At 59.9% G+C, this 19,989-nt stretch carries 21 protein-coding genes and 1 pseudogene; 15 read left to right on the top strand and 7 right to left on the bottom strand.

Annotated elements, in window-relative coordinates:
• Positions 1 to 501: 501 nt before the first annotated feature.
• Entirely contained in the window at positions 502 to 822 is a 321-nt protein-coding gene (locus tag O3W47_RS13215) for an ArsR/SmtB family transcription factor (protein ID WP_003524068.1), read from the top strand.
• Between the two features lie 131 nt (positions 823 to 953).
• Here the strand turns inward: O3W47_RS13215 and O3W47_RS13210 are convergent, their stop codons facing one another.
• A complete protein-coding gene (locus tag O3W47_RS13210) occupies positions 954 to 2,129 on the bottom strand; it encodes a DUF3095 domain-containing protein (protein ID WP_137452880.1) in 1,176 nt (391 codons plus the stop codon).
• 284 nt (positions 2,130 to 2,413) lie between these two features.
• On the opposite strand from O3W47_RS13210, the gene O3W47_RS13205 reads away from it, so the two are divergent.
• The 4 genes from O3W47_RS13205 to queF all read left to right on the top strand — a co-directional run bounded on the left by O3W47_RS13205 (position 2,414) and on the right by queF (position 5,529).
• Positions 2,414 to 3,520, top strand: coding sequence for a branched-chain amino acid ABC transporter substrate-binding protein (locus O3W47_RS13205; RefSeq protein WP_080816186.1), 1,107 nt, complete (start codon positions 2,414 to 2,416; stop codon positions 3,518 to 3,520).
• 68 nt (positions 3,521 to 3,588) lie between these two features.
• Positions 3,589 to 3,990 carry a glyoxalase superfamily protein gene (locus tag O3W47_RS13200; RefSeq protein WP_269313920.1) on the top strand — a complete coding sequence of 134 codons (402 nt, stop codon included), beginning with the start codon at positions 3,589 to 3,591 and terminating at the stop codon, positions 3,988 to 3,990.
• 155 nt (positions 3,991 to 4,145) lie between these two features.
• A complete protein-coding gene (locus O3W47_RS13195) occupies positions 4,146 to 5,048 on the top strand; it encodes a cation diffusion facilitator family transporter (RefSeq protein WP_269313919.1) in 903 nt (300 codons plus the stop codon).
• Positions 5,049 to 5,064: 16 nt separating this feature from the next.
• Complete coding sequence (gene queF / locus O3W47_RS13190; RefSeq protein WP_080816191.1) at positions 5,065 to 5,529, top strand: preQ(1) synthase; 465 nt, start codon at positions 5,065 to 5,067, stop codon at positions 5,527 to 5,529.
• A gap of 24 nt (positions 5,530 to 5,553) precedes the next feature.
• Here the strand turns inward: queF and O3W47_RS13185 are convergent, their stop codons facing one another.
• Both O3W47_RS13185 and O3W47_RS13180 read right to left on the bottom strand, forming a co-directional pair.
• Positions 5,554 to 6,306: a DUF2076 domain-containing protein gene (locus O3W47_RS13185; protein ID WP_269313918.1), complete on the bottom strand. Its 753-nt coding sequence runs from the start codon at positions 6,304 to 6,306 to the stop codon at positions 5,554 to 5,556.
• A 100-nt stretch (positions 6,307 to 6,406) separates the two neighbouring features.
• The gene (locus O3W47_RS13180) at positions 6,407 to 6,997 is read right to left on the bottom strand and encodes a HupE/UreJ family protein (protein ID WP_142779573.1); all 591 of its coding nucleotides are present in this window, start codon (positions 6,995 to 6,997) and stop codon (positions 6,407 to 6,409) included.
• Between the two features lie 236 nt (positions 6,998 to 7,233).
• On the opposite strand from O3W47_RS13180, the gene O3W47_RS13175 reads away from it, so the two are divergent.
• Positions 7,234 to 7,815: an ATP-dependent Clp protease proteolytic subunit gene (locus O3W47_RS13175; protein ID WP_003523060.1), complete on the top strand. Its 582-nt coding sequence runs from the start codon at positions 7,234 to 7,236 to the stop codon at positions 7,813 to 7,815.
• Between the two features lie 72 nt (positions 7,816 to 7,887).
• Here O3W47_RS13175 and O3W47_RS13170 read toward each other — a convergent pair whose 3' ends face one another.
• Entirely contained in the window at positions 7,888 to 8,157 is a 270-nt protein-coding gene (locus O3W47_RS13170) for a pentapeptide MXKDX repeat protein (protein ID WP_080816201.1), read from the bottom strand.
• A gap of 185 nt (positions 8,158 to 8,342) precedes the next feature.
• On the opposite strand from O3W47_RS13170, the gene O3W47_RS13165 reads away from it, so the two are divergent.
• Entirely contained in the window at positions 8,343 to 8,891 is a 549-nt protein-coding gene (locus tag O3W47_RS13165) for a sigma-70 family RNA polymerase sigma factor (RefSeq protein ID WP_269313917.1), read from the top strand.
• Positions 8,888 to 9,532 (top strand): NrsF family protein, encoded by a 645-nt coding sequence (locus tag O3W47_RS13160; protein WP_269313916.1) that lies wholly within the window; start codon positions 8,888 to 8,890, stop codon positions 9,530 to 9,532. The genes O3W47_RS13165 and O3W47_RS13160 overlap by 4 nt, the downstream gene beginning before the upstream one ends.
• 63 nt (positions 9,533 to 9,595) lie before the next feature.
• Here O3W47_RS13160 and O3W47_RS13155 read toward each other — a convergent pair whose 3' ends face one another.
• Complete coding sequence (locus O3W47_RS13155; RefSeq protein ID WP_269314836.1) at positions 9,596 to 10,678, bottom strand: esterase-like activity of phytase family protein; 1,083 nt, start codon at positions 10,676 to 10,678, stop codon at positions 9,596 to 9,598.
• A 278-nt stretch (positions 10,679 to 10,956) separates the two neighbouring features.
• On the opposite strand from O3W47_RS13155, the gene O3W47_RS13150 reads away from it, so the two are divergent.
• The 4 genes from O3W47_RS13150 to leuA all read left to right on the top strand — a co-directional run bounded on the left by O3W47_RS13150 (position 10,957) and on the right by leuA (position 14,691).
• Positions 10,957 to 12,135 carry a benzoate/H(+) symporter BenE family transporter gene (locus O3W47_RS13150; protein WP_269313915.1) on the top strand — a complete coding sequence of 393 codons (1,179 nt, stop codon included), beginning with the start codon at positions 10,957 to 10,959 and terminating at the stop codon, positions 12,133 to 12,135.
• A gap of 34 nt (positions 12,136 to 12,169) precedes the next feature.
• Complete coding sequence (locus O3W47_RS13145) at positions 12,170 to 12,439, top strand: BrnT family toxin (RefSeq protein WP_137003859.1); 270 nt, start codon at positions 12,170 to 12,172, stop codon at positions 12,437 to 12,439.
• Positions 12,420 to 12,662, top strand: a complete 243-nt coding sequence (gene brnA, locus O3W47_RS13140) for a type II toxin-antitoxin system BrnA family antitoxin (RefSeq protein ID WP_170985846.1) — start codon at positions 12,420 to 12,422, stop codon at positions 12,660 to 12,662. Before O3W47_RS13145 ends, brnA begins: the two co-directional genes overlap by 20 nt.
• Before the next feature lie 319 nt (positions 12,663 to 12,981).
• Positions 12,982 to 14,691 (top strand): 2-isopropylmalate synthase, encoded by a 1,710-nt coding sequence (gene leuA / locus O3W47_RS13135; protein ID WP_269313914.1) that lies wholly within the window; start codon positions 12,982 to 12,984, stop codon positions 14,689 to 14,691.
• Positions 14,692 to 14,913: 222 nt separating this feature from the next.
• On the opposite strand, the pseudogene O3W47_RS13130 reads toward leuA, so the two are convergent.
• Positions 14,914 to 15,850 (bottom strand): annotated as a pseudogene (locus O3W47_RS13130) (metallophosphoesterase family protein); the annotation flags it as partial.
• Between the two features lie 66 nt (positions 15,851 to 15,916).
• Here O3W47_RS13130 and O3W47_RS13125 point away from each other — a divergent pair.
• Entirely contained in the window at positions 15,917 to 16,408 is a 492-nt protein-coding gene (locus O3W47_RS13125) for an NUDIX domain-containing protein (protein ID WP_269313913.1), read from the top strand.
• Between the two features lie 16 nt (positions 16,409 to 16,424).
• Here the strand turns inward: O3W47_RS13125 and O3W47_RS13120 are convergent, their stop codons facing one another.
• A complete protein-coding gene (locus O3W47_RS13120; RefSeq protein WP_269313912.1) occupies positions 16,425 to 17,417 on the bottom strand; it encodes a glutathione S-transferase family protein in 993 nt (330 codons plus the stop codon).
• A gap of 296 nt (positions 17,418 to 17,713) precedes the next feature.
• Here O3W47_RS13120 and O3W47_RS13115 point away from each other — a divergent pair, with 296 nt between their 5' ends.
• Together O3W47_RS13115 and O3W47_RS13110 are read left to right on the top strand one after the other, a co-directional pair.
• Complete coding sequence (locus O3W47_RS13115) at positions 17,714 to 18,283, top strand: GNAT family N-acetyltransferase (RefSeq protein ID WP_080816230.1); 570 nt, start codon at positions 17,714 to 17,716, stop codon at positions 18,281 to 18,283.
• A gap of 334 nt (positions 18,284 to 18,617) precedes the next feature.
• The gene (locus tag O3W47_RS13110) at positions 18,618 to 19,931 is read left to right on the top strand and encodes an MFS transporter (RefSeq protein ID WP_269313911.1); all 1,314 of its coding nucleotides are present in this window, start codon (positions 18,618 to 18,620) and stop codon (positions 19,929 to 19,931) included.
• Positions 19,932 to 19,989 lie beyond the last annotated feature (58 nt).

Here is a 19,989-nt window from a genome sequence, read left to right as displayed (position 1 = left end):
GGCCCTTTTTCTGTTTCCAGAAGATCTTCGCGGCGCAAGTTATACCTTCCCACGGTAGCAAAGAATATTTTTGATATCACAAGTTATGCATGAAAATAATTACTAATAAAAATCATATTGCAAACTTAGAGAAAATTGCGCAAAGTTAATCTAGATTCTTTAGCTCGCTGCTAAATTTAAGGTGGTAATAGATTGTCACCCCAAAATCCGGCATCGGGTGTTAAGATTGAGGCGCTCAACTTTTGATCGTTTATTGCTTATAAATACTGCTGCTAATACATGTGTTTATCATGAAATTGACAAAAAACAGGCAAAAAGCTGATAATTTGGTCACAATATTTTAAGTAAATAACCGGTGAAGAATAGTCTTTGAAAGGGACACGATATAAGCAAGATTTAGGTATATACAACGTATCGACTGAATTATAAAAACACCTTTTGGAACACCTATAATAGCCACCATGACCGTCTTTTTCGACTGTCATCAGGAGACTTGAGCGTATGGATAACCAATCTCTGTCGGAACATAGCATCGCCGCTGCAGACTTGCTCTCAGCCATGGCGAATCCCAAGCGCCTGATGATCTTGTGCACGCTGGTGGATACGGAAGTGCCGGTCGGTGTTCTCGCTTCACAGGTTGGTCTCAGCCAGTCCGCTCTCTCGCAGCATCTTTCGAAATTGCGTGCCCAGCGGCTGGTGAAGACACGACGGGATGCGCAGACCATCTATTATTCCAGCAATTCCGAATCCGTGAAAAAGATCCTCGCCTCCCTCGAGGAAATTTACTGCCAGGCGCAGAAGAGCAGCAAGACCGCTGCGTGATCCCACGGCCCTGTTAAGGCCCGGCAGCACCACTCGATTGAAACCGGCGCACGACGCCGGTTTTTCTTTTCAGCCACCTTCGCTGCGTTGCATCCGGCATAGGGATCGGGGGCTGTGTATTGGCGCGGTTTTCAGGCCGGTGCGGCAACCAGCATCTGCTGCTTGAGACGGCTTGCCGCAGCCGCATATCCGCCGTCGGCACCATCCACGAAATGCATGTGGTCTCTCGAAAGCGGAGACGGAACGATACAGGTCATCAATGCGGCATCCTGTTCGTGCAGGCCGTAATAACAGCTTCCCGAGAGGCGGCCCTGCTCCAGCCGCGCGCGGATTTTTTCGAGCCGTGCGGCGTCGATATCCACTGTCATCTTCAGGCCGTCATCGAATTTCCTGAAATCGGTGTTGCTCGCGACCGAACGCCGGTAGCGCACCGCATTGAACGGTCCGAACGATAGCCCCGTCACGCTCAAGAGATTGACGAGCAGGGACTCGCCGAGAATGCGAAACGAGCGGCGCATCTTGCCCCAGACATCGTGATAGGCAGCGCCGGCCCGGGCTTCGAGGCCGAGACCCTCGCGAACGAAACCGAGTTTCGGCCCATCCTCCGGCACGGGGTGGCCGTGTCTTGCGTCCTGTTCGGCCAGATCGACAAGATCAACGACCAGTTGGCGAAATGCCGGCATGTCCCGCGACGGCCCCGGCACGGCGATGATCGACACCACCTTGCCATGGGTGGCCGGAATGGGGTTCCAGCGGCATGAAAGACCGGTGAGATCGGGGCGCTCGCCCGTTTCGGCCGCGGGCAGGGCATATTGTCCCTCCTTCATCCGCGCTTCCGCCCAGCTGTTGCCGCCGCCCGAAAACATGGCGTAGGAAACATCCTCGCTCGCCTGAAAACGCGCGACACGAATATCGAAACCATTTTCACGAATATCCTCGACGGGAACCAGCGCCACGCGCATGGCGAGATCGAGATCGTCCTTCACCCAGCGCTGTACATTCGAAAGCGCGGTGCGTGCGACAGAGAGCCCGTGGGGCGGCACGGCGACGGCGGCGCCATCGCCGCCGAAAACGAAGGGCAGATCGTGACGCCCGAGACTGTTCGATACGCCCGATATGACCGCCGCACCCGCCATGTTGACGGCCTTGTAGCGGCCGGTGCCGATTGCCGAGGTCGAATCAATGATATCGGCGATGGCCAGCCCCCACCCCGGCGGCAGGGCGCGATAAAGCGCCGGGTCGGCCACGTCTTCAAAATGCCGGAAGACGGGCAGGCCCGTCAGAAATTCTTCATCTGCTGCGATCATGGCGCATTATCCTCCAGCGGCGGCCAAACGCCAAGCGTTTACGGAAGGTCGATGCGTCCATTCAGATGGCGCAATCATGGCCGATCCGGCGATTGATTTACCGCTAATAGAGCTAATCCAGCAAAGTGACTTGCATAAATCATCAAACCTTCCGTATGAGTTGAGTGGAAGGCTCGGAATTCAAAAATGGAACGAGTTTTCGCCGGGAGGCGTCCGATAGTTTCATTCGGTCGGCGCCCATGGCGCTCACCGGGTCCCGCGACCCCCTTTAAGGAGACACCAGGATGAAACTGAAGACATTGACCAGCGTGACGCTTGCAGCGTCCTTCGCATTCGCACCCCTTGCTCATGCCGAAATCGTCATCGGCCTGATTGCGCCACTCACCGGTCCTGTCGCCGCCTATGGCGACCAGGTGAAGAACGGCGCCCAGACGGCAGTCAATGAAATCAACAAGAAGGGCGGCATCCTCGGCGAACAGGTCGTGCTGAAGCTTGCCGATGACGGCGGTGAGCCGAAGCAGGGCGTTTCCGCGGCCAACCAGCTGGTTGCCGAAGGCATCCACTTCGTCGTCGGTCCGGTGACGTCCGGCGTCGCCATTCCGGCATCGGATGTCTTTGCCGAAAACGGCGTGCTGATGGTAACGCCGACGGCGACCGCGCCGGGCCTGACCAACCGTGGCCTTTCCAACGTTTTCCGCACCTGCGGTCGTGACGACCAGCAGGCCGAGGTTGCGGCGAAATATGTTCTCGCCAATCTCAAGGACAAGAAGATCGCCATCATTCACGACAAGGGCGCTTACGGCAAAGGTCTGGCAGACGCCTTCAAGACCACGCTGAATGCCGGTGGCGTTACCGAAGTTCTCTACGATGCGCTGACACCCGGCGAAAAGGATCTCGGCGCGCTGACGGCCCGTCTGAAGTCCGACAATGCCGACATCGTCTATTTCGGCGGTTACCATCCGGAAGCGGGTCTTCTGGTGCGCCAGCTGAAGGATATCGGCTCCAAGGCTGCCGTCATCGGCGGTGACGGCCTGTCGAACAGCGAGTTCTGGAACATCGGTTCGCAGGCTGGCGAAGGCACGATCTTCACCAACGCTTCGGACGCGCTGAAGAACGACGATTCCAAGGCCGCTGCCGAAGCGCTGAAGGCCGCCAACATTCCGGCGGAAGCCTTCACGCTCAACGCTTATGCTGCCGTCGAAGTGCTGAAGGCCGGCATCGAGAAGGCCGGAAGCGCCAAGGATTCCGAAGCCGTCGCCACGGCCCTGAAAAGCGGTGACGCTTTCCCGACCGCAATCGGCAAGGTGACCTACGGCGAAAACGGCGACCTGACGTCGCAGGCCTTCTCGCTGTTCAAGTGGCAGGACGGCAAGATCGTCGCAGCCGAGTAAGCTGATCCTACCGGCCGCACCTTGTGCGGCCGGTATCGTTTTACGGCCGGAAAAGGGGTTGGGGCAGCATGGAAGATGCCGGGAAACAGACTGTTGGAGACATCGGCTTCGGGCGGATATTCCCGATCGTCAGAATCTTCGACGAGGCCAAGGCGCGGGAGTTCTATGTCGATTTTCTCGGTTTCGAGGTCGACTGGGAACATCGCTTCGGCGATAATTTCCCGCTTTACATGCAGGTTTCACGGGCCGGGATGGGGCTTCACCTCAGCGGCCATCACGGAGATGCGACGCCGGGCTCCAACATCTTCGCCACCATGCATGGCGTTCACGCCTATCAACAGGAACTGGCGGCGAAAGACTATCGCTTCATGAAGCCGGGCGTTGAAGAACTGCCATGGGGCGATGTGATGGAAGTGACCGATCCGTTCGGCAACCGCATTCGTTTCTGCGAGCAGAAAAGCGAAGAGTGATGTTTTACGCGTGAGCGCAAGGCCCTTGACCTTGTTCTCCGTTTGAACGATAGAACGCGCAAACAGCGAACCGCGCGCACGGAGACCCCGTGCGCGCGGTTCGTGCGTTTTGGCAATCGGTCATGCAATTCGTTCGCATCCGCACGGGGGCAAAAATGAACAGTGAAGGCAACGCTTTGGTCCGGAAGCTCGCATTCTGGAGCATCCCGCTTTCGTTCGGCGTACTGGGTCTCAAACTCGTGGCCTGGTGGGTCACCGGTTCGGTCGCGCTTTTATCGGACGGTCTGGAATCGACCGTCAACGTGGTCGCGGCCTTCATCGCCTATTTCGTCATTCGGTACGCGCAGAAGCCCGCCGATGACGACCACCAGTTCGGCCACCACAAGGCGGAATATATTTCCGCCGTCGTGGAGGGTGTGCTGATCGTCGTTGCCGCGCTCCTGATCGTGCAGGAGGCCTGGGGCGGTCTTTTCAACCCGAGGCTGCCGGAAGCGCCGGCCCTTGGTCTTGCCATCAATGCGGCGGCGGGCGTCATCAACGCCGTGTGGGCGACGATCCTGATCCGTGTCGGCAAAAGACACGCCTCACCGGCGCTGGCCGCCGACGGCCATCACATCATGTCCGACGTCGTGACCTCGGCGGGCGTTCTCGTCGGCCTCGTTCTGGCGCTTCTGACGGGTTATGCCATTCTCGACCCGCTGCTCGCCATTCTGGTCGCCATCAACATCCTGTTCCAGGGATCCAAGGTCATTCTGCATTCGCTTGGCGGGCTGATGGACCGGGCCGTGGAGCCGGAAGAGGACGAGGCGATCAAGAAGGCCATCGCCGAACATTCCGGCGGTGTGATCGGCGTACACGATCTGAGGACACGCCGCGCCGGCTCGGCCGCCTTCATCGATTTTCACGTCGTTGTTCCAGCTGTCATGACGGTGCGTGAGGCGCATGATATTTGCGACCGCCTTGAAGATGCCATAAGGGACGTCATACCGGGCGCCAGCCTTGCCATTCACGTCGAGCCGGAAGGCGAAAAGGCGCATGGCGTCAAAGTGATTGTTTGAAAAACAGGAGTTTTCCATGTCCGTGACGGATGTTTCCGGCCTGTCGCAGCTGGGCACGAAGGTCGATACGCCAGAGAGCCCGGAAAAGGCCGTTCTCGAAAAGGTGCCGAACGGCAATGCCGGCACCGATTACGTGGTGCGCTTCACCGCGCCCGAATTCACCTCGCTTTGCCCGATGACCGGCCAGCCGGATTTCGCCCATATCGTCATCGACTATATTCCGGGCGATTTCCTGGTGGAATCAAAGTCGCTGAAGCTGTTTTTACAGTCCTTCCGCAATCACGGCGCATTCCATGAGGATTGCTCGGTCTATATCGCCAGGCGGCTGGTGGAGCTGCTGCAGCCGAAATGGCTGCGCATCGGCGCTTACTGGTATCCGCGCGGCGGCATTCCGATCGACGTGTTCTGGCAGACCGGACCGGCCCCCGAAGGCGTGTGGCTGCCGGATCAGGGCGTTCCCACCTATCGCGGTCGCGGCTGATCCGGCTTTTACGGGACTAAAGGTTCAGGCGAACGAACCGTCGTCGCCTGAATCGACATCCGCGTCGTCGGCGCTGTCGTCATCGGCCTGCTGGATATCGTCATCGTCGTTGTTCTGCGGGCTGGCGCTGTCGCCGTAATAATTATTGATGACGGTTTCCTCGACAGGCGCGTTACCCGCAGCATTGCCGCCGCCGAAGGGCGAGCCAAGGCCGAGCGACGACATGTGGCTGCCGAAAATCCCGCTCAGCGAATTGGCGAGCAGCATGCCGCCGGCGACACCGGCGGCGGTGCCAAGCGCACCCTGAAGGAAGCCACCGCCTGCAGAACGCCCGACTGCGGCGGACTGCTGGCTCCACGGGCCGCCGGGTTGCTGGCCGGCTGGCGATCCCCAGGGACCGGCCGTCTGGCCGGCGGTATCGTTGCGCCATGAGGTTTGCGGGGCAGCCTGGGCAGGGGCGGGCGTGGGTGCCGGCGGCTGCGGCTGGCCGGTGCCGAAGATGGAACTGAGAAATCCGCCCTGCGCCGCAGCCTGAGGGGCCGGGTTGCCGCTTTCCAGCGCGTGGATACGGTCTTCGAGCTGCTTGATATGGGCTGCCGCCGCCTCCAGCCCTTTTTCCTGAACGATGACCGCCTGGGCGAGATAATAGGGGGCTGCGGGCTGATCGCGCACGGCGTCTGCGATCAATGTTTCCGCCTCGCGGTCACGCGGGGTGGCGGATGCGGTTCTGGTCCTGTCGAACAGGGCCTTGAGAAGCTGGCTTTCTTCCGGTGACATATGATGCCTCCTTACCGTGAAGCGAAAATCCACGATAAGGAGGTAGGCCACAATTCTGGCTTTTCAAAGCGGCCCGAATTTTAAATTTCGGTAATGATCCTCAGCCGCCGAAGGCGAGCGAGAGACCCGCAATCGCCGTCAGCGCGCCGACGGTGCGGCTGGCTGCGGAACCGAAACGGGCAATGCCGAGGCCGAGCGCGATGCCGGCCGCATGCAGGATGGCGGTGGCGATCATGAAGCCGATGCCGAATTGAAGCGCGCCGGCGCTGCCGAGTTCACCGCCATGGGCATGGCCATGGAAAAGCGCGAAAGCGCCGACAACGGCCGCCGCCGCTGCCGTGGGAAGCCTTGCCGCCATGGCAACGAGCAGGCCGAGACCGATGACGGAGGCGAGAATGGCCGGTTCGACGAAGGGAAGCCCGATGCCGTAAACCGCCATCAGGAAGCCGGCGGCCATGGTGCCGACGAAGGCGGAAGGCACGATCCACAACGCCTTGCGGTCGCCCTGCGCCACGGCGATCTGCGAGGCCCAGATGCCGACGGCCACCATCGCCAGAATGTGGTCCGCACCGAAGAAGGGGTGGGAGACGCCGGCCATGAAGGAGCCGTGTTCTTCCGGGTTCAAATGGGCGAAAGCGGGCAGGGCGGTAACGCCCAGTGCGGCGGCAGTGAGGCTTAGTCTTTTCAGCATGGTTCCCTCTTGAAATTATGGCCGTCCGCAACGGAATCTTGGGGCTTCCCGCGGCAGGCGGCGCTGCAATGAGGCGTCAACGATATCGCGAAGGCCGACAGGCTGTCCATGCGTCATCTGCCGGGGGTGCTGTTTATTGTTGGCGGGCAAACCTTGCCTTTTTCTCTCATTGCCTTACGTAACAAGTCGCACTATGTCCGAAGGGCATGCACGAATTTTGCTGGAGAGAGCCGTTGATGAACGAAGACGAAGACGACAAGAGCAAGGAACTGCCGATCGGCAAGGAAACGGAAGCGAATCTTTTCAAGTCGCGTTCGATCTTCATCTATGGTGGCATCACGCAGGAACTGGCGCAGAAGGTCTGCACGCAGCTCGTGGCTCTTGCCGCCGCCAGCGACGACGACATTCGCGTTTACGTCAATTCGCCGGGCGGCCATGTCGAATCGGGTGATTCCATCCACGACATGATCAAGTTCATCAAGCCGAAGGTCTATATCATCGGCACGGGCTGGGTCGCTTCCGCCGGCGCGCTGATTTACGTTTCGGTGCCGAAGGAACGCCGCCTCTGCCTGCCGAACACCCGCTTCCTGCTGCACCAACCCTCCGGCGGTACGCGCGGCATGGCGTCCGACATCGAAATCCAGGCCCGCGAAATCATCAAGATGAACCAGCGCCTGATCAAGATTTTCTCCAAGGCCACCGGCCAGAGCGAAGAAAAGATCGCCAAGGATATCGACCGCGATTACTGGCTCGGTGCGGAAGAGGCCAAGGACTACGGCCTCGTCGGCAAGATCGTCGAGAGCCAGTCGGAACTCTGAGTTTTCGATTTTTCAGTCGAGAAAGCCCGTATCGGTGAAAACCGGTGCGGGCTTTTTCCTTTCAGGCCGGTGTTATTTCATCATGTCGCAGGCCTTCATCATGTCAGCCTTTTTCATCTTGTCCATTTCCATGCCGGCCTTGTCCATGCAATCCTTCTTGCTGGCCTTCTTGCCGGCCATGGACATGCCATCCTTTTTCATCGTCTCCGTCTTCATGGTGTCGTTATGCATGGTATCCTTCTTCATCGTATCGGTTTTCATGCCATCGGCATGGACGATGCCCGCGAAGGAAAGAGCGGACAGAAGGGAAGCGGCGGCAATGGCGGTGAAAATGCGGGTCATGAAGGGTCTCCTCTGGACGTCGTTGAATGTCCGCCGGCATCGTGCCGGGGCTCACGATTGTCCATTCGGCCGGGAAAGGCCGACCGTTACATCTTCACGCGCTTGTGACGACAAGTTCGGGCGAGATTTTTTTAAAGCCACTATGTAACAATATCCTGCCGATTGCGAATAACCCGATAGTGACGATGACTGGCAGCCCTTCGGAAGAAACACTGAAAATGCTGATGCTGCGTTCCCTCGATGGGGACGAAGGCGCCTACAGGCATTTGCTTCATGCCCTGAGACGGCTGCTGATCGCCTATTACGGCCGGCGCATGGCTGCTGCCGCCAGAGGCGATGTCGAAGATCTTGTGCAGGAAACCCTGTTGTCGCTTCACGCCAAGCGGGAGACCTATGACCGTGCGCGGCCCTTCACGGCCTGGTTCTTTTCGATAGCGCGCTACAAGCTCATCGATCACTATCGGGGCCGGGGCGCCCGAATGCTGGCGGAAGTGGAACTCGATGAAACGCTGGAGGCGGAACCGTCCGTCGATGCGGTCACGGCCCGCATGGATGTGGAGCGGCTGCTCGACGAGTTGCCGGAACGGCAACGGGATCTCATTCGAAGGGTGAAGCTCGAAGGTCACTCAATTGCCGAAGCGGCGCAAAAATCCGGCCAGACCGAGCTTGCGGCAAGGGTCGGTATTCACAGAACGCTGAAAGTCCTGGCGGCAAAGTTGCGGGGGGACACGTGAGGAAGACGGAAGACATCATCGATCAACTGGCGGGCCATCTGAAACCCGTACGAGCTTTTGCGCTGGAGCGGAGGCTGGCGTTCGCCGCCTTGCCCGCGCTCGGCGTTTCGCTGCTGCTGATGGTCGTCATTCTGGGGCTTCGCAGCGATATGAATGACGCCATGACCGAACCGGGTTTCTGGGTCAAATCCGCTTATAATGCCCTGCTGGCCGTGGCTGCATTTTTCGCCCTCATGCGTCTTGCGCGGCCGGAAGGCGACAGGGGCTGCCTGTTTGTGTGGCTTGCGCTGATTTTTGTCGCCATGGCGGTCATCGCGCTCGTCCAGCTTGGATTTGCCGTGCCCGGCACCTACAGGACCCTCATTCTCGGATCGTCGGCGCTGCATTGCCCGTTTTTGATCGTTGCTTTCGCACTGCCGCTGTTTATCGCGAATTTCGCGGCTCTCAAGCGTTCGGCTCCCGCTGATCCCAGGCTTGCGGGTTTTGCCGCGGGCATCGCCGCGGGTGCGGCCGGGGCGTGGGTCTATTCGTGGTTCTGCACCGAAAACGGCATGGCTTTCGTGCTGATCTGGTATTCTCTGGGCATCTTGTTGACCGGCATCATCGGCGCTTTTGCCGGTTCCCGTCTGCTCCGCTGGTGAAGGCATGATTGCCGATGCCGGCCCGGACATGGTCCAGAACCGGCATTCTGCTTCATGTGGATTTCACTGACCCAGATTGGCGGGAATTGCGAAAGCTGCAAACTGGGTGAACTGCTTGCCGGTGTTGAAATTGTCATCGGAAGCGATGACGAAGAGCTGCTTGCCATCCACCACCGGGCCGAAGGCGAAGCTTTCGATATTGTCGATATCGAGGCCGAAATCGCCTTCGTTGATTTCGAACCAGGCCAATTTGGATACGGCGGCCACGGATGCGGGATCGATCTTGTCCTTGCCGAGAATATTGTCGGCGCGGGACATGTCGGCGATGAAGAAGCGGATGTGATTGCCCACGCCGGAAGCGAAATTGCGCTCGACGGCGACGAAACGGCCATCCGGCAGGGCCGCGATGGCGGAAAGGCCGTTGTCGTTATATTTCGGCTCGGCGGCTGTCGGCGTCTTAGAGATAGGCTCGGTTACATAGACATGCTCGGCGACCGGTTTCAGCGTCGCCGTGTCGATGACGAGGATGCGGGCCGGGCTGCCCGCCTGCGGGGTCGCCTTGGGGCCGTCCTGGGTGAGCGCATTTTCGGTGGCGGCGATCAGCCGGCCGGGCATCAGCGTCAGGCCTTCGAAAGCGAGGTTGTTCTGTACGCCCCTGGTCTTGGCGTCATCGACGAGATAGGCGTTTGGCAGTTCCAGCCGCTTCACATTGCTGCCGTCGAGGTCCGAGACGTAAAGCGCCGGCTGGTTCTTCAGGTCGCGTTCGGAGGACCAGTAGAGCTTGCCGCCCTTGCGGTCGAGCGCGATGCCTTCCGCATCGATGCCCTTTGGCGCAAAAGCAGCGCCGGTCTCGTCCTTCAATTCGCGCGTGGCGGCGATGTTGAGCGTGGCGGCGCCTTCCGCGACAGTCAGCTCCAGCTCGTAATAACGGGCCGGCCCTTTTTCCACACGGTCATCGGAAATTGCGAGATAACGCCCGGTTTCGCTGTCAAAAGCGAGATCGGAAATGCCGCCGAAGGTGACGCCATCGATGGAGAGGCCCGATGGAACGACGATCTGGCCGAGAAAGGCCGGCGGCGGCGGGGTCTGGGCCGCGGCGGGCAAAGCCGCAAAACAGCAGGCGACGGTGGTGACGATGCGCAGCATTGGCAAGGGTCCCTCTTGTGGCGGATGACCGGTTGTGGTGCAGGGAGGATTAGCGCCGTGCCGCTAAACTTTGATGACGTTTTCCATGCTGCCGTACCTGAAGTGTGGCGGCTCATCTTGCCAAGCGGCGTCTTTTTTGATCCTGAATATAATCACGCTTCATCCAAAGCGTGTCGCCATCCCCGGATTCGCGCGTCACGCTTCAGTTTTGTTTCTGCCTGTCGCCAATGCGGACCGCTGCGGTTGTTTGCGACAGACAGCAGGCCGCAGAGTGCTTCATGCTGAAAGATTTTTCCGTCCAGAGCCTGTTCATGGGCTGCCTCACCGCCTTTGTCGGTTTCGCCAGCTCCTTCGCCGTCGTGCTGCAGGGCCTGAAAGCTGTCGGCGCGACGGATTTCGAGGCGGCGTCGGGGCTGATGGCGCTTTCGGTGGCGATGGGGCTTTGCGCCATTATTCTCTCCGCCGCCACCCGGCTTCCCATCAGCATCGCCTGGTCGACACCGGGTGCGGCGCTGCTTGCGACCACCGGCGTCATCGAGGGCGGCTTTCCGGCGGCCGTCGGCGGGTTCATCATCTGCGCCATCCTGATCATCATCGCGGGCCTGTTCCGGCCGCTGGGAAAGGCGGTCGCCTCCATTCCCGCGCCGCTTGCCAATGCCATGCTCTCCGGCGTCATCATCGGCCTGTGTTTTGCGCCCATCAAGGCGATCGGCTTCAACCCGGCGCTGGGATTGCCCATCATCCTCGCCTGGATCGTGGTGGGAGCCTTTAAACGACTGTTCGCCGTGCCCGCCGCCCTTGCCGCCTTCGTGCTGGTGATGATTTTTGGCGTCGAAATTCCGGCGGGTGCGCTGGACAGCGTGGCGCAATCGCTGAAACCGCCGATGGAGTGGGTAACGCCCGTCTTCAGTCTCCACGCGGTTGTCTCCATCGCGCTGCCGCTCTTCATCGTCACCATGGCCTCGCAGAATATTCCCGGCATCGCGGTGCTGAAGGTCAATCATTACGATCCGCAGCCCGGACCGCTTTTCGCCTCGACCGGCTTTTTCTCGCTGCTTTCCGCACCCTTTGGCGGCCATGCCGTCAATCTTGCGGCGATTACGGCTGCCATGTGTGCTGGCGAGGACGCCCATCCCGATCCAAAGCGGCGTTACTGGGCGGCGATCATCGGCGGTGTCGGCTATATTATTTTTGGCCTTTTGGCGGGCGTGGTCACCGCCTTCGTGGCGCTGGCGCCGCCCATTCTCATTCAGGCGGTGGCGGGGCTGGCACTGGTCGGCGCCTTTTCCGGCTCCGCAGTCGCAGCGTTCAGGGAGCCAGAAACCCGCGAGGCGGCGGCCATCACTTTCCTCATCACGGCTTCGGGCCTTTCCTTCGGCGGCATTTCCGGGGCCTTCTGGGGGCTGATCGGCGGCGGGCTGATGATGGCGTTGCAGCGGATGGTGAAGCGTGGTTAGATAGGGAGCTTATTGTTTTAAAGAAATACTATTTATGGATTTCGAATTCGATCCTGCCAAAAGTGAAAGTAACAAAGACAAACACGGAATAGATTTCGTCGAGGCAAGAGCGCTTTGGCTGGACGAGAAAAGACTCGTCGTTCCTCTCGAAACCACGTCGGAAGAGCGGTATATTATGGTCGCCCAATTACGCGGAAAGTGCTGGAGCGCCATTTACACTTACAGAAATGACCGGTTGCGTATCATCTCCGTCAGGCGTTCCAGAGACAAGGAAAGGCAGCGTTATGAAGACGATCAGCGCTGAAGAATTTGACAGGAAATTCGACGATGGTGAAGACATCGACGATTATCTCGACTGGTCCAAGGCAAGCCGTCCGGGACTGGAAATGGTGCATGTCGATATCGATCTGCCTGAAAAGCTTTTGCGGAAAGTGGATGCGGAAGCGGTGCGCCTTGGCAGGACACGACAATCCCTGATGGCCGAATGGATTGCCGAAAGGCTGGAGAGCGGCAGGCAGGGAAAATAACCGGCGCACGGCACAAGATCACTTGTCAGACCGCCAGCCGCTGTTTATACACATCGCCATGAGCCACAGCATCGCAACCATTTTTGGCATGAGCGCGCAGATTTCTGCGAAGGCCTCGCCGTGCGGTGCACTCTCGCTTCTTAGCCTCGACCTTACACGCGGTTGCCGGGTCCAGTGAGGAGCGCCCGGCGGCCGAAAGCCCGCTGGTGCAAACGCTCCTCATCTCGAAATCTCATTTTATACTGGATTTAGGCCCTCAAGGGCCGCGCATCCGCCGATGGCTTGAAGAAGCCCGCGGACTGCGCAAGGAGGAAGCGAAATGGACGGCAAGATTACCAATATTTCCAAAGGCATGGCTGACGCGAGCGTGAAGTATCGCCCTTATCCCACCATCAATATCCCCGACCGCACATGGCCGGGCAAAACCATCGATAAGGCCCCTATCTGGTGTTCGGTGGACCTGCGTGACGGCAACCAGTCGCTGGTCAACCCCATGGGCCACGACCGCAAGGCCCGCATGTTCAAGCTGCTCTTGGAAATGGGCTTCAAGGAAATCGAAATCGGTTTTCCTTCCGCCTCGCAGACGGACTTCGATTTTGCCCGCTGGTGCGTGGAAGAGGGCAATGTGCCTGACGATGTCTCCCTGCAGGTGCTGGTGCAGTGCCGCCCGGAGCTGATCACCCGCACCTTCGAGGCGCTGGAAGGCGCCAACAAGCCGATCATCCACTTCTACAATTCCACTTCGGAATTGCAGCGCCGCGTGGTGTTTGGCAAGGATGTGCACGGCATCAAGCAGATCGCCGTCGATGCGGCCAAGATGATCACCGATATGGCGGCCAAGGCCGGCGGCGGTTACCGCTTCGAATATTCGCCCGAGAGCTTTACCGGCACCGAGCTGGAAGTGGCGCTGGAAATCTGCAACGCCGTGGTCGAGGTGGTGAAGCCGACGGCCGACAACAAGCTGATCCTGAATCTGCCGTCGACGGTGGAAATGGCGACGCCGAACATTTATGCCGACCAGATCGAATGGATGTGCCGCAATATCGACAATCGCGAAAACGTCATCATCTCGCTGCATCCGCACAATGACCGTGGCACCGGCATTGCCGCGACCGAACTGGGCCTGATGGCCGGTGCGGACCGTGTCGAAGGCACGCTGTTCGGCAATGGTGAGCGCACCGGCAACGTCGACGTCGTGACGCTGGCACTGAATATGTATACGCAGGGTGTGGATCCTGAACTGGATTGCCGCGATATCGAGCGCATCAAGGCGGTCTATGAATATTCCAACGAGATGACGATCCCCGAGCGCCACCCCTATGTCGGCGAGCTGGTTTACACCGCCTTTTCCGGCTCGCATCAGGATGCGATCAACAAGGGCATGAAGGCGATCAAGGTCGCCAACCATCCCGTCTGGGAAGTGCCCTATCTGCCGATCGATCCGAAGGATGTCGGCCGCTCCTATGAGGCGATCATCCGCATCAACTCGCAATCCGGCAAGGGCGGCATCGCCTATATTCTCCAGCAGGATTACGGCATCAACCTGCCGCGCGATCTGCAGGTGGAATTCCGCGAGGATATCCAGCGCATCACCGATGAAGAGGGTGTGGAGCTGCCGGCCAAGCGCATCTATGAGCGCTTCATCGAGCGTTATGTGACGCAGCCGAATGCGCGCATCAGGTTCGTCGATCACCACACCTATCCGGCCGGCGATTTCAAGGGCGTGCGCATCGTTGCCGCCGAGATCACCGACAATGGCGAGGTGAAGCGCATCGAGGGCAAGGGAACCGGCCCGATTGACGGGTTCATCAATGCGCTGTCGGTCTATCTCGGAATTGACCTGTCAGTGAATGATTATTCGGAGCATTCGCTGCAGCATGGCTCGAATGCTTCGGCTATTGCCTATGTCGAGATGGAGCATCCGGGCGGGAAGCTGTTCGGGGCGGGGGTCAACACGAATATTGTGGCGGCTTCGCTGGAGGCGATTGTTTCGGCGGCCAATCGGGTGCTGGAAGAGCGGGCGCGGTAAGAGGGCTTTGAGGGTGGGGCTTTACCCCCCCTCTGCCCTGCCGGGCATCTCCCCCTCAAGGGGGAGATCGACTCGCGGGTAGGTCTCGCCCATCTCAACGTTTGTGAATGAAATGGCGGTAGCGCTTCCTGCTGATCTCCCCCTTGAGGGGGAGATGCCCGGCAGGGCAGAGGGGGTGAAGCCACACGCTCCAACCTCACGGCAGCGAACGCTATTCCCCCGCAATGAAAACCCCAACGGCCGCCCGTTGTCATAAAACACCCGCACATCCTCCAGCGCCACGCCCGTCCCCGTCTCATCAAGGCTGTGGCGCTCACAGGTAACGTTCCAGGTGCCGGGACCACCGGAAATGTGGAAGAGATTATAGGCCGCGCGCGGTTTTTCCCCACCCGGCCCCTGGCTGGCCGAGGCGATGCCGACAACCGGGATGTGGTCTTCCCCGTGATGCGTATTCAGCCAGTAGACCGTGTTGAGATGGGTATGACCATGCAGCACGAGTTCCGCGCCGCCGACACCGAGCGCCGCGGCGAAACGGCGGATGCCGATCATGCGCTTGTGGGTGGGGAGGCGCCGCGGATCGGCGGGTGATGGATCATCACCACGCGGAATAGCCCCTGTTCACCGGCTTTTTCAAAAGCTCCGCCGTGGCGCGGGCCTGCCGGTTGCCGAAATAGCCGGTTGCCGAAAAGGGTGGCGTCGCAATCGAGGTGGAGCAGCCGATCAGTGCGACCGGGCCGCGCACGCGCATATAGGGAAAGATTTTACGGTCGTCGTCCCATTCCGGCGGGTCGCCATCGCCGCGAACATAGGGATACCAGGCCTGCATGGCCTTGTCGTGCGCACCGGAAACATAGGCGTCGTGATTGCCGGGAACGACGGATGTCTTTTCAGGATCGCCCACTTCCTCCAGCCAGTCGGCGGCGGCGCGGATTTCAATGCCTGTCGCAAGATTGACGAGATCGCCGGTAATAGCCAGATGATCCGGAGACTTTGTCTCCAGATCGTCGAGCAGCTTTTCCAGCGTATCGGTGAAGAGATGCTTGCGGCGGTTGCGGTGCCAGTTGACGAAACCGGTGATACGCTTGGATGCAAGTTCGCGGAAAGTGAGTTTTGGCAGTGGCCCTAAATGGACGTCTGAAATATGCGCAAGTTTGAACATGGCGGCAGAGATAACCTATGATATGCCGCGCGTCCAATAAAAGCCGGCAGGCGGGGAGAAACCAGGGTGAATGACGAGACAACCGGGCGGCAGGCCCGTCCGTTCCATATGCGTGTCTTCATCCGTTTTCTGCATTTCGTTTTTCTGTTCACGCGCGGCGCAACCCTCGGTGTGCGTGCGGCCTGTTTCGATGAAAAGGGCAGGATTTTTCTGGTGCGGCACACTTATCTGCCGGGCTGGTATCTGCCGGGCGGCGGTGTGGAGCGCGGTGAAACCCTGCTGATGGCGCTCCACAAGGAAATCCGCGAAGAAGGTAATCTCGAAGCGGCTTCCAGGCCGGAGCTTTTCCATGTTTATCTCAATCTGGAAGGCAGCAATCGCGATCATGTGGCGCTCTATCGGCTGGAGGTCACCCAGACCGAGCTGAAGAAACCGGATCATGAAATTGCCGAAAGCGGCTTTTTCGACCTGTCGGAGTTGCCCCAAGGGGTGACGGCCGCAACCCGCCGCCGCCTTGCCGAGCTTGCCGGCGAGGCGGCGATCGCTGACCACTGGTAACGGCGGCGGCTCTCCGTCAGGAGAGCGCCTCGCGGCCATGGGCCATGGTCAGGTCCAGTTCCGGGCCGACGGGCACGATGCCGGTGGGATTGATGGTGCGGTGGCTGCGGTAATAATGCTCCTTGATGTGGCGCATATCCACCGTGTCAGGCACGCCGGGCGTCTGGTAAAGATCGCGCAAATAACCCGTCAGGTGCGGATAGTCGTGGATGCGGCGGATATTGCATTTGAAATGGCCGACATAGACGGGGTCGAACCGCACCATCGTCGTGAACAGGCGCCAGTCCGCTTCCGTCTGTTCCGCGCCGAACAGGAAGCGCCGGTCCTTCAGGCGGTCCTCCAGCATATCGAGCGTTTCGAACACCTTCACGGCATTCTGCTGATAGGCGTCCTGCGTGGTGGCGAAACCGGCCTTGTAGACGCCGTTATTGACGGTGTCGTAGATGACGTCGTTCAGCGCATCGATCTCGGCGCGCAGCGCTTCGGGATAATAATCTGCCTGCGAGCCGGTGAGATCGTTGAAGGCGGAATTGAACATGCGGATGATTTCCGCCGATTCATTGGAGACGATGGTGCCGCGCTTTTTATCCCAGAGCACCGGCACGGTGACGCGCCCGGAATATTTGGGGTCTGCTTTGGTATAGACCTGCCAGAGTGTGGAGGAGCCGAAGAGGTGATCCTCGGTCGCGCCCGGCGTGCGCTCGCCCTCAGGCTTGAATTCCCAGCCGTTTTCCAGCATCAGCGGATCGACGACGGAAACGGAAATCAGGTCTTCCAGCTTTTTCAGCTTCCGGAAAATCAGGGTGCGGTGCGCCCAGGGGCAGGCGAAGGAGACATAGAGGTGGTAACGGTCCTTCTCCGCCTCGAAGCCGCCTTCTCCGGAAGGGCCGGGTGCGCCATCCGCTGTAACCCAGTTGCGGAATTGCGAGGCGCTGCGCTTGAAGTGCCCCTTGGTTTCCTTGGTGTCATACCAGACGTCTTTCCATACGCCTTCCACCAGCATGCCCATGACGATCTCCTTGATTGTTTCCTTTTGAGCGATCCTAACCGTTCTGCACTGGCCCGCGAACCCGCAAGGCGTTGAACAATGCGTTTCCGGTCCTGTGGGAACTGAATGGGATAGCGTAGAGATTTGTTCTGGACGGGTCGGAATTTTCCTGATAACTGCAATTTTCACAAATCTGAGGAAATTGCTGACTATGATCGAACCACGGATGCTCCGACGACGCTGACGCTCCTGAACGCCCTTACCGGCGCAGCCGTCACCTATTGTCGCATCCGCATTCTGGAAGTTTCGGTCTCTTCATGTCCAAGCACGATCTTGTCTACCTCACCGAGGACGCGTCGCACGACGCCATCATCGACATCATCAACGAAGAAGCATTCGGTCCCGGCCGGCACACCCGTGCCGCAGCGCGCATCCGTGAGCAGGGGCCGCATGACCGGTCGCTGTCCTTCGTCTGCGCCGATGATGGCGAAACCATTGCTTCTGTGCGCATGACGCCGGTTCTGGCGGGCGGGGTGAAGGGCCATATGCTCGGGCCCCTTGCGGTGCGGCCCTCGCACAAGAACAAGGGCATCGGCCGGGAACTGGTGCGGATCGCCATTGCCGCCGCCCGGCGGAAGGGCTCCGAAGCCGTGATCCTCATCGGCGATCCGCCCTATTACATGCCGCTCGGTTTCGAGAAGGTCGCTTATGCGGCGCTCGATTTTCCGGGCCCGGTGGACCCGAACCGGGTGCTCGTCGTGCCGATTGGCGATGACGTGCACCAGCGGCTGAAGGGCAAGATCGGCTGGCGCAAATGCGAGGCCGTGATGCCGGTGGCTGCGGCGGAAGATGAGGGTTTTGAGGAGCCGCTCAGGGTTTACGGCTGAGGGTGTATCCGAGAGCTTTGTGCTTCTTAGCGCAACATAAATCCCGTTATTCCGGCCTTGAGCTGGAATCCAGCCAGCCCAAGTCTTTGGGCTGAAAGGACTCTTCTCACGGCGCAGACGCGCCGTGACTGGATGCCGGATCAAGTCCGGCATGACGGAAGGGGTGTTGCGCGCTATGGCAAACATCGAGACTGCCGTGCACATCTTTTTGTGTGGTAAAATCTTCTTCCGATGGTCTGTCTCGAAACACGGCGTCTCCCTCCACAGAATTCAATTCCGTTTCCTCCGCCTATACGATAGCAAGTCAAAGTCGATTTCTGCAAAGGGGCGGGGCATGACGGCTATTACCATGAACGATGCGCTGGAGCGCGCGGGTGCAGGCGCCTATCAGCGGCGGCTGATGGGCATATTCGGCCTCGTCTGGGCGGCGGATGCCATGCAGGTTCTGGCCGTCGGCTTCACCGCCGCCTCGATTGCCGCCACCTTCGGGCTGACGGTGCCGCAGGCGCTGCAGACCGGCACGGCGTTCTTTTTCGGTATGCTGCTGGGTGCTGCCGGTTTCGGGCGGCTGGCGGATCGGTATGGACGTCGCCGTGTGCTGATCGTCACCGTGGCCTGCGATGCGCTGTTCGGCGTGCTTTCGGTGTTCGCGCCCGATTTCACCATCCTGCTTGTTCTGCGCTTTCTCACCGGTGCTGCCGTGGGCGGCACGCTGCCGGTGGATTATGCGATGATGGCCGAATTCCTGCCCGCCAAAAATCGCGGGCGCTGGCTGGTCTTTCTGGAGGGTTTCTGGGCTGTCGGCACGCTGATCGTGGCGCTGGCGGCCTGGGGCGCCAGCCTTGCCGGTGTTGCCGATGCCTGGCGGTATATATTCGCCGTGACGGCTTTTCCGGCGGTTCTCGGCCTTGGCCTGCGCTTTCTGGTGCCGGAATCGCCGCTTTACCTGCTGCGCAGCGGGCGGTTGGAGGAAGCCAAGGCCGTCGTCAACCGCATGCTGGTGACGAATGGCCGCGCGCCGCTCGATGCCGGGACCGGGCTTTCCCAGCCTGACGTGGCCAAGGGGCAGGGGATATTTTCACCGGCGCTCCGGCAGCGCAGCATCATGATCCTCGCCATCTGGTTCCTCGTTTCCGTTTCCTATTACGGTGTCTTTACGTGGATGCCGGCGAAACTGGCCGGAGACGGGTTCGGCTTCGTGCGCGGTTATGGTTTTCTGGTACTGGTGGCGCTGGCGCAGATCCCCGGTTATGCGCTTGCCGCCTATGGCGTCGAAAAATGGGGCCGCAAGCCGACGCTGATCGGTTTCTGCCTGCTCTCCGCGCTCGGTTGCCTGCTCTTCACGCTGGCGTCAGCCGGCGCGATGATCGCCGCCTCGCTTCTCATCATGAGTTTTGCGCTGCTTGGCACCTGGGGAGCGCTTTATGCCTATACGCCGGAGCTTTACCCGACGGAATCGCGGGCGACCGGCATGGGGGCTGCGGGCGCCATGGCAAGGCTTGGCGGCCTGCTGGCGCCGACGCTGCTCGGTTATGCCATTGCGCAGGGCTTTGGTGTCGCGATCGGCATCTTCGCCGGTCTTCTGGTGCTTGCCGCCATTGCCGCGACGATGATCAATGCGGAAACGCGGCAGGTGGCGCTGAGCTGACGCGTCGTGCCGGCGCAATGGCCTGACCCGTTCAGGAACAGGCCAGGCTGTTTCGCAC

This window comes from Agrobacterium sp. LMR679 (assembly GCF_027157905.1).
In the GTDB taxonomy this organism is placed as follows: Bacteria; Pseudomonadota; Alphaproteobacteria; order Rhizobiales; family Rhizobiaceae; genus Agrobacterium; species Agrobacterium leguminum.
Note: the sequence above shows the minus strand (reverse complement) of the source record. Positions and strands in the feature narration are given on the sequence as shown.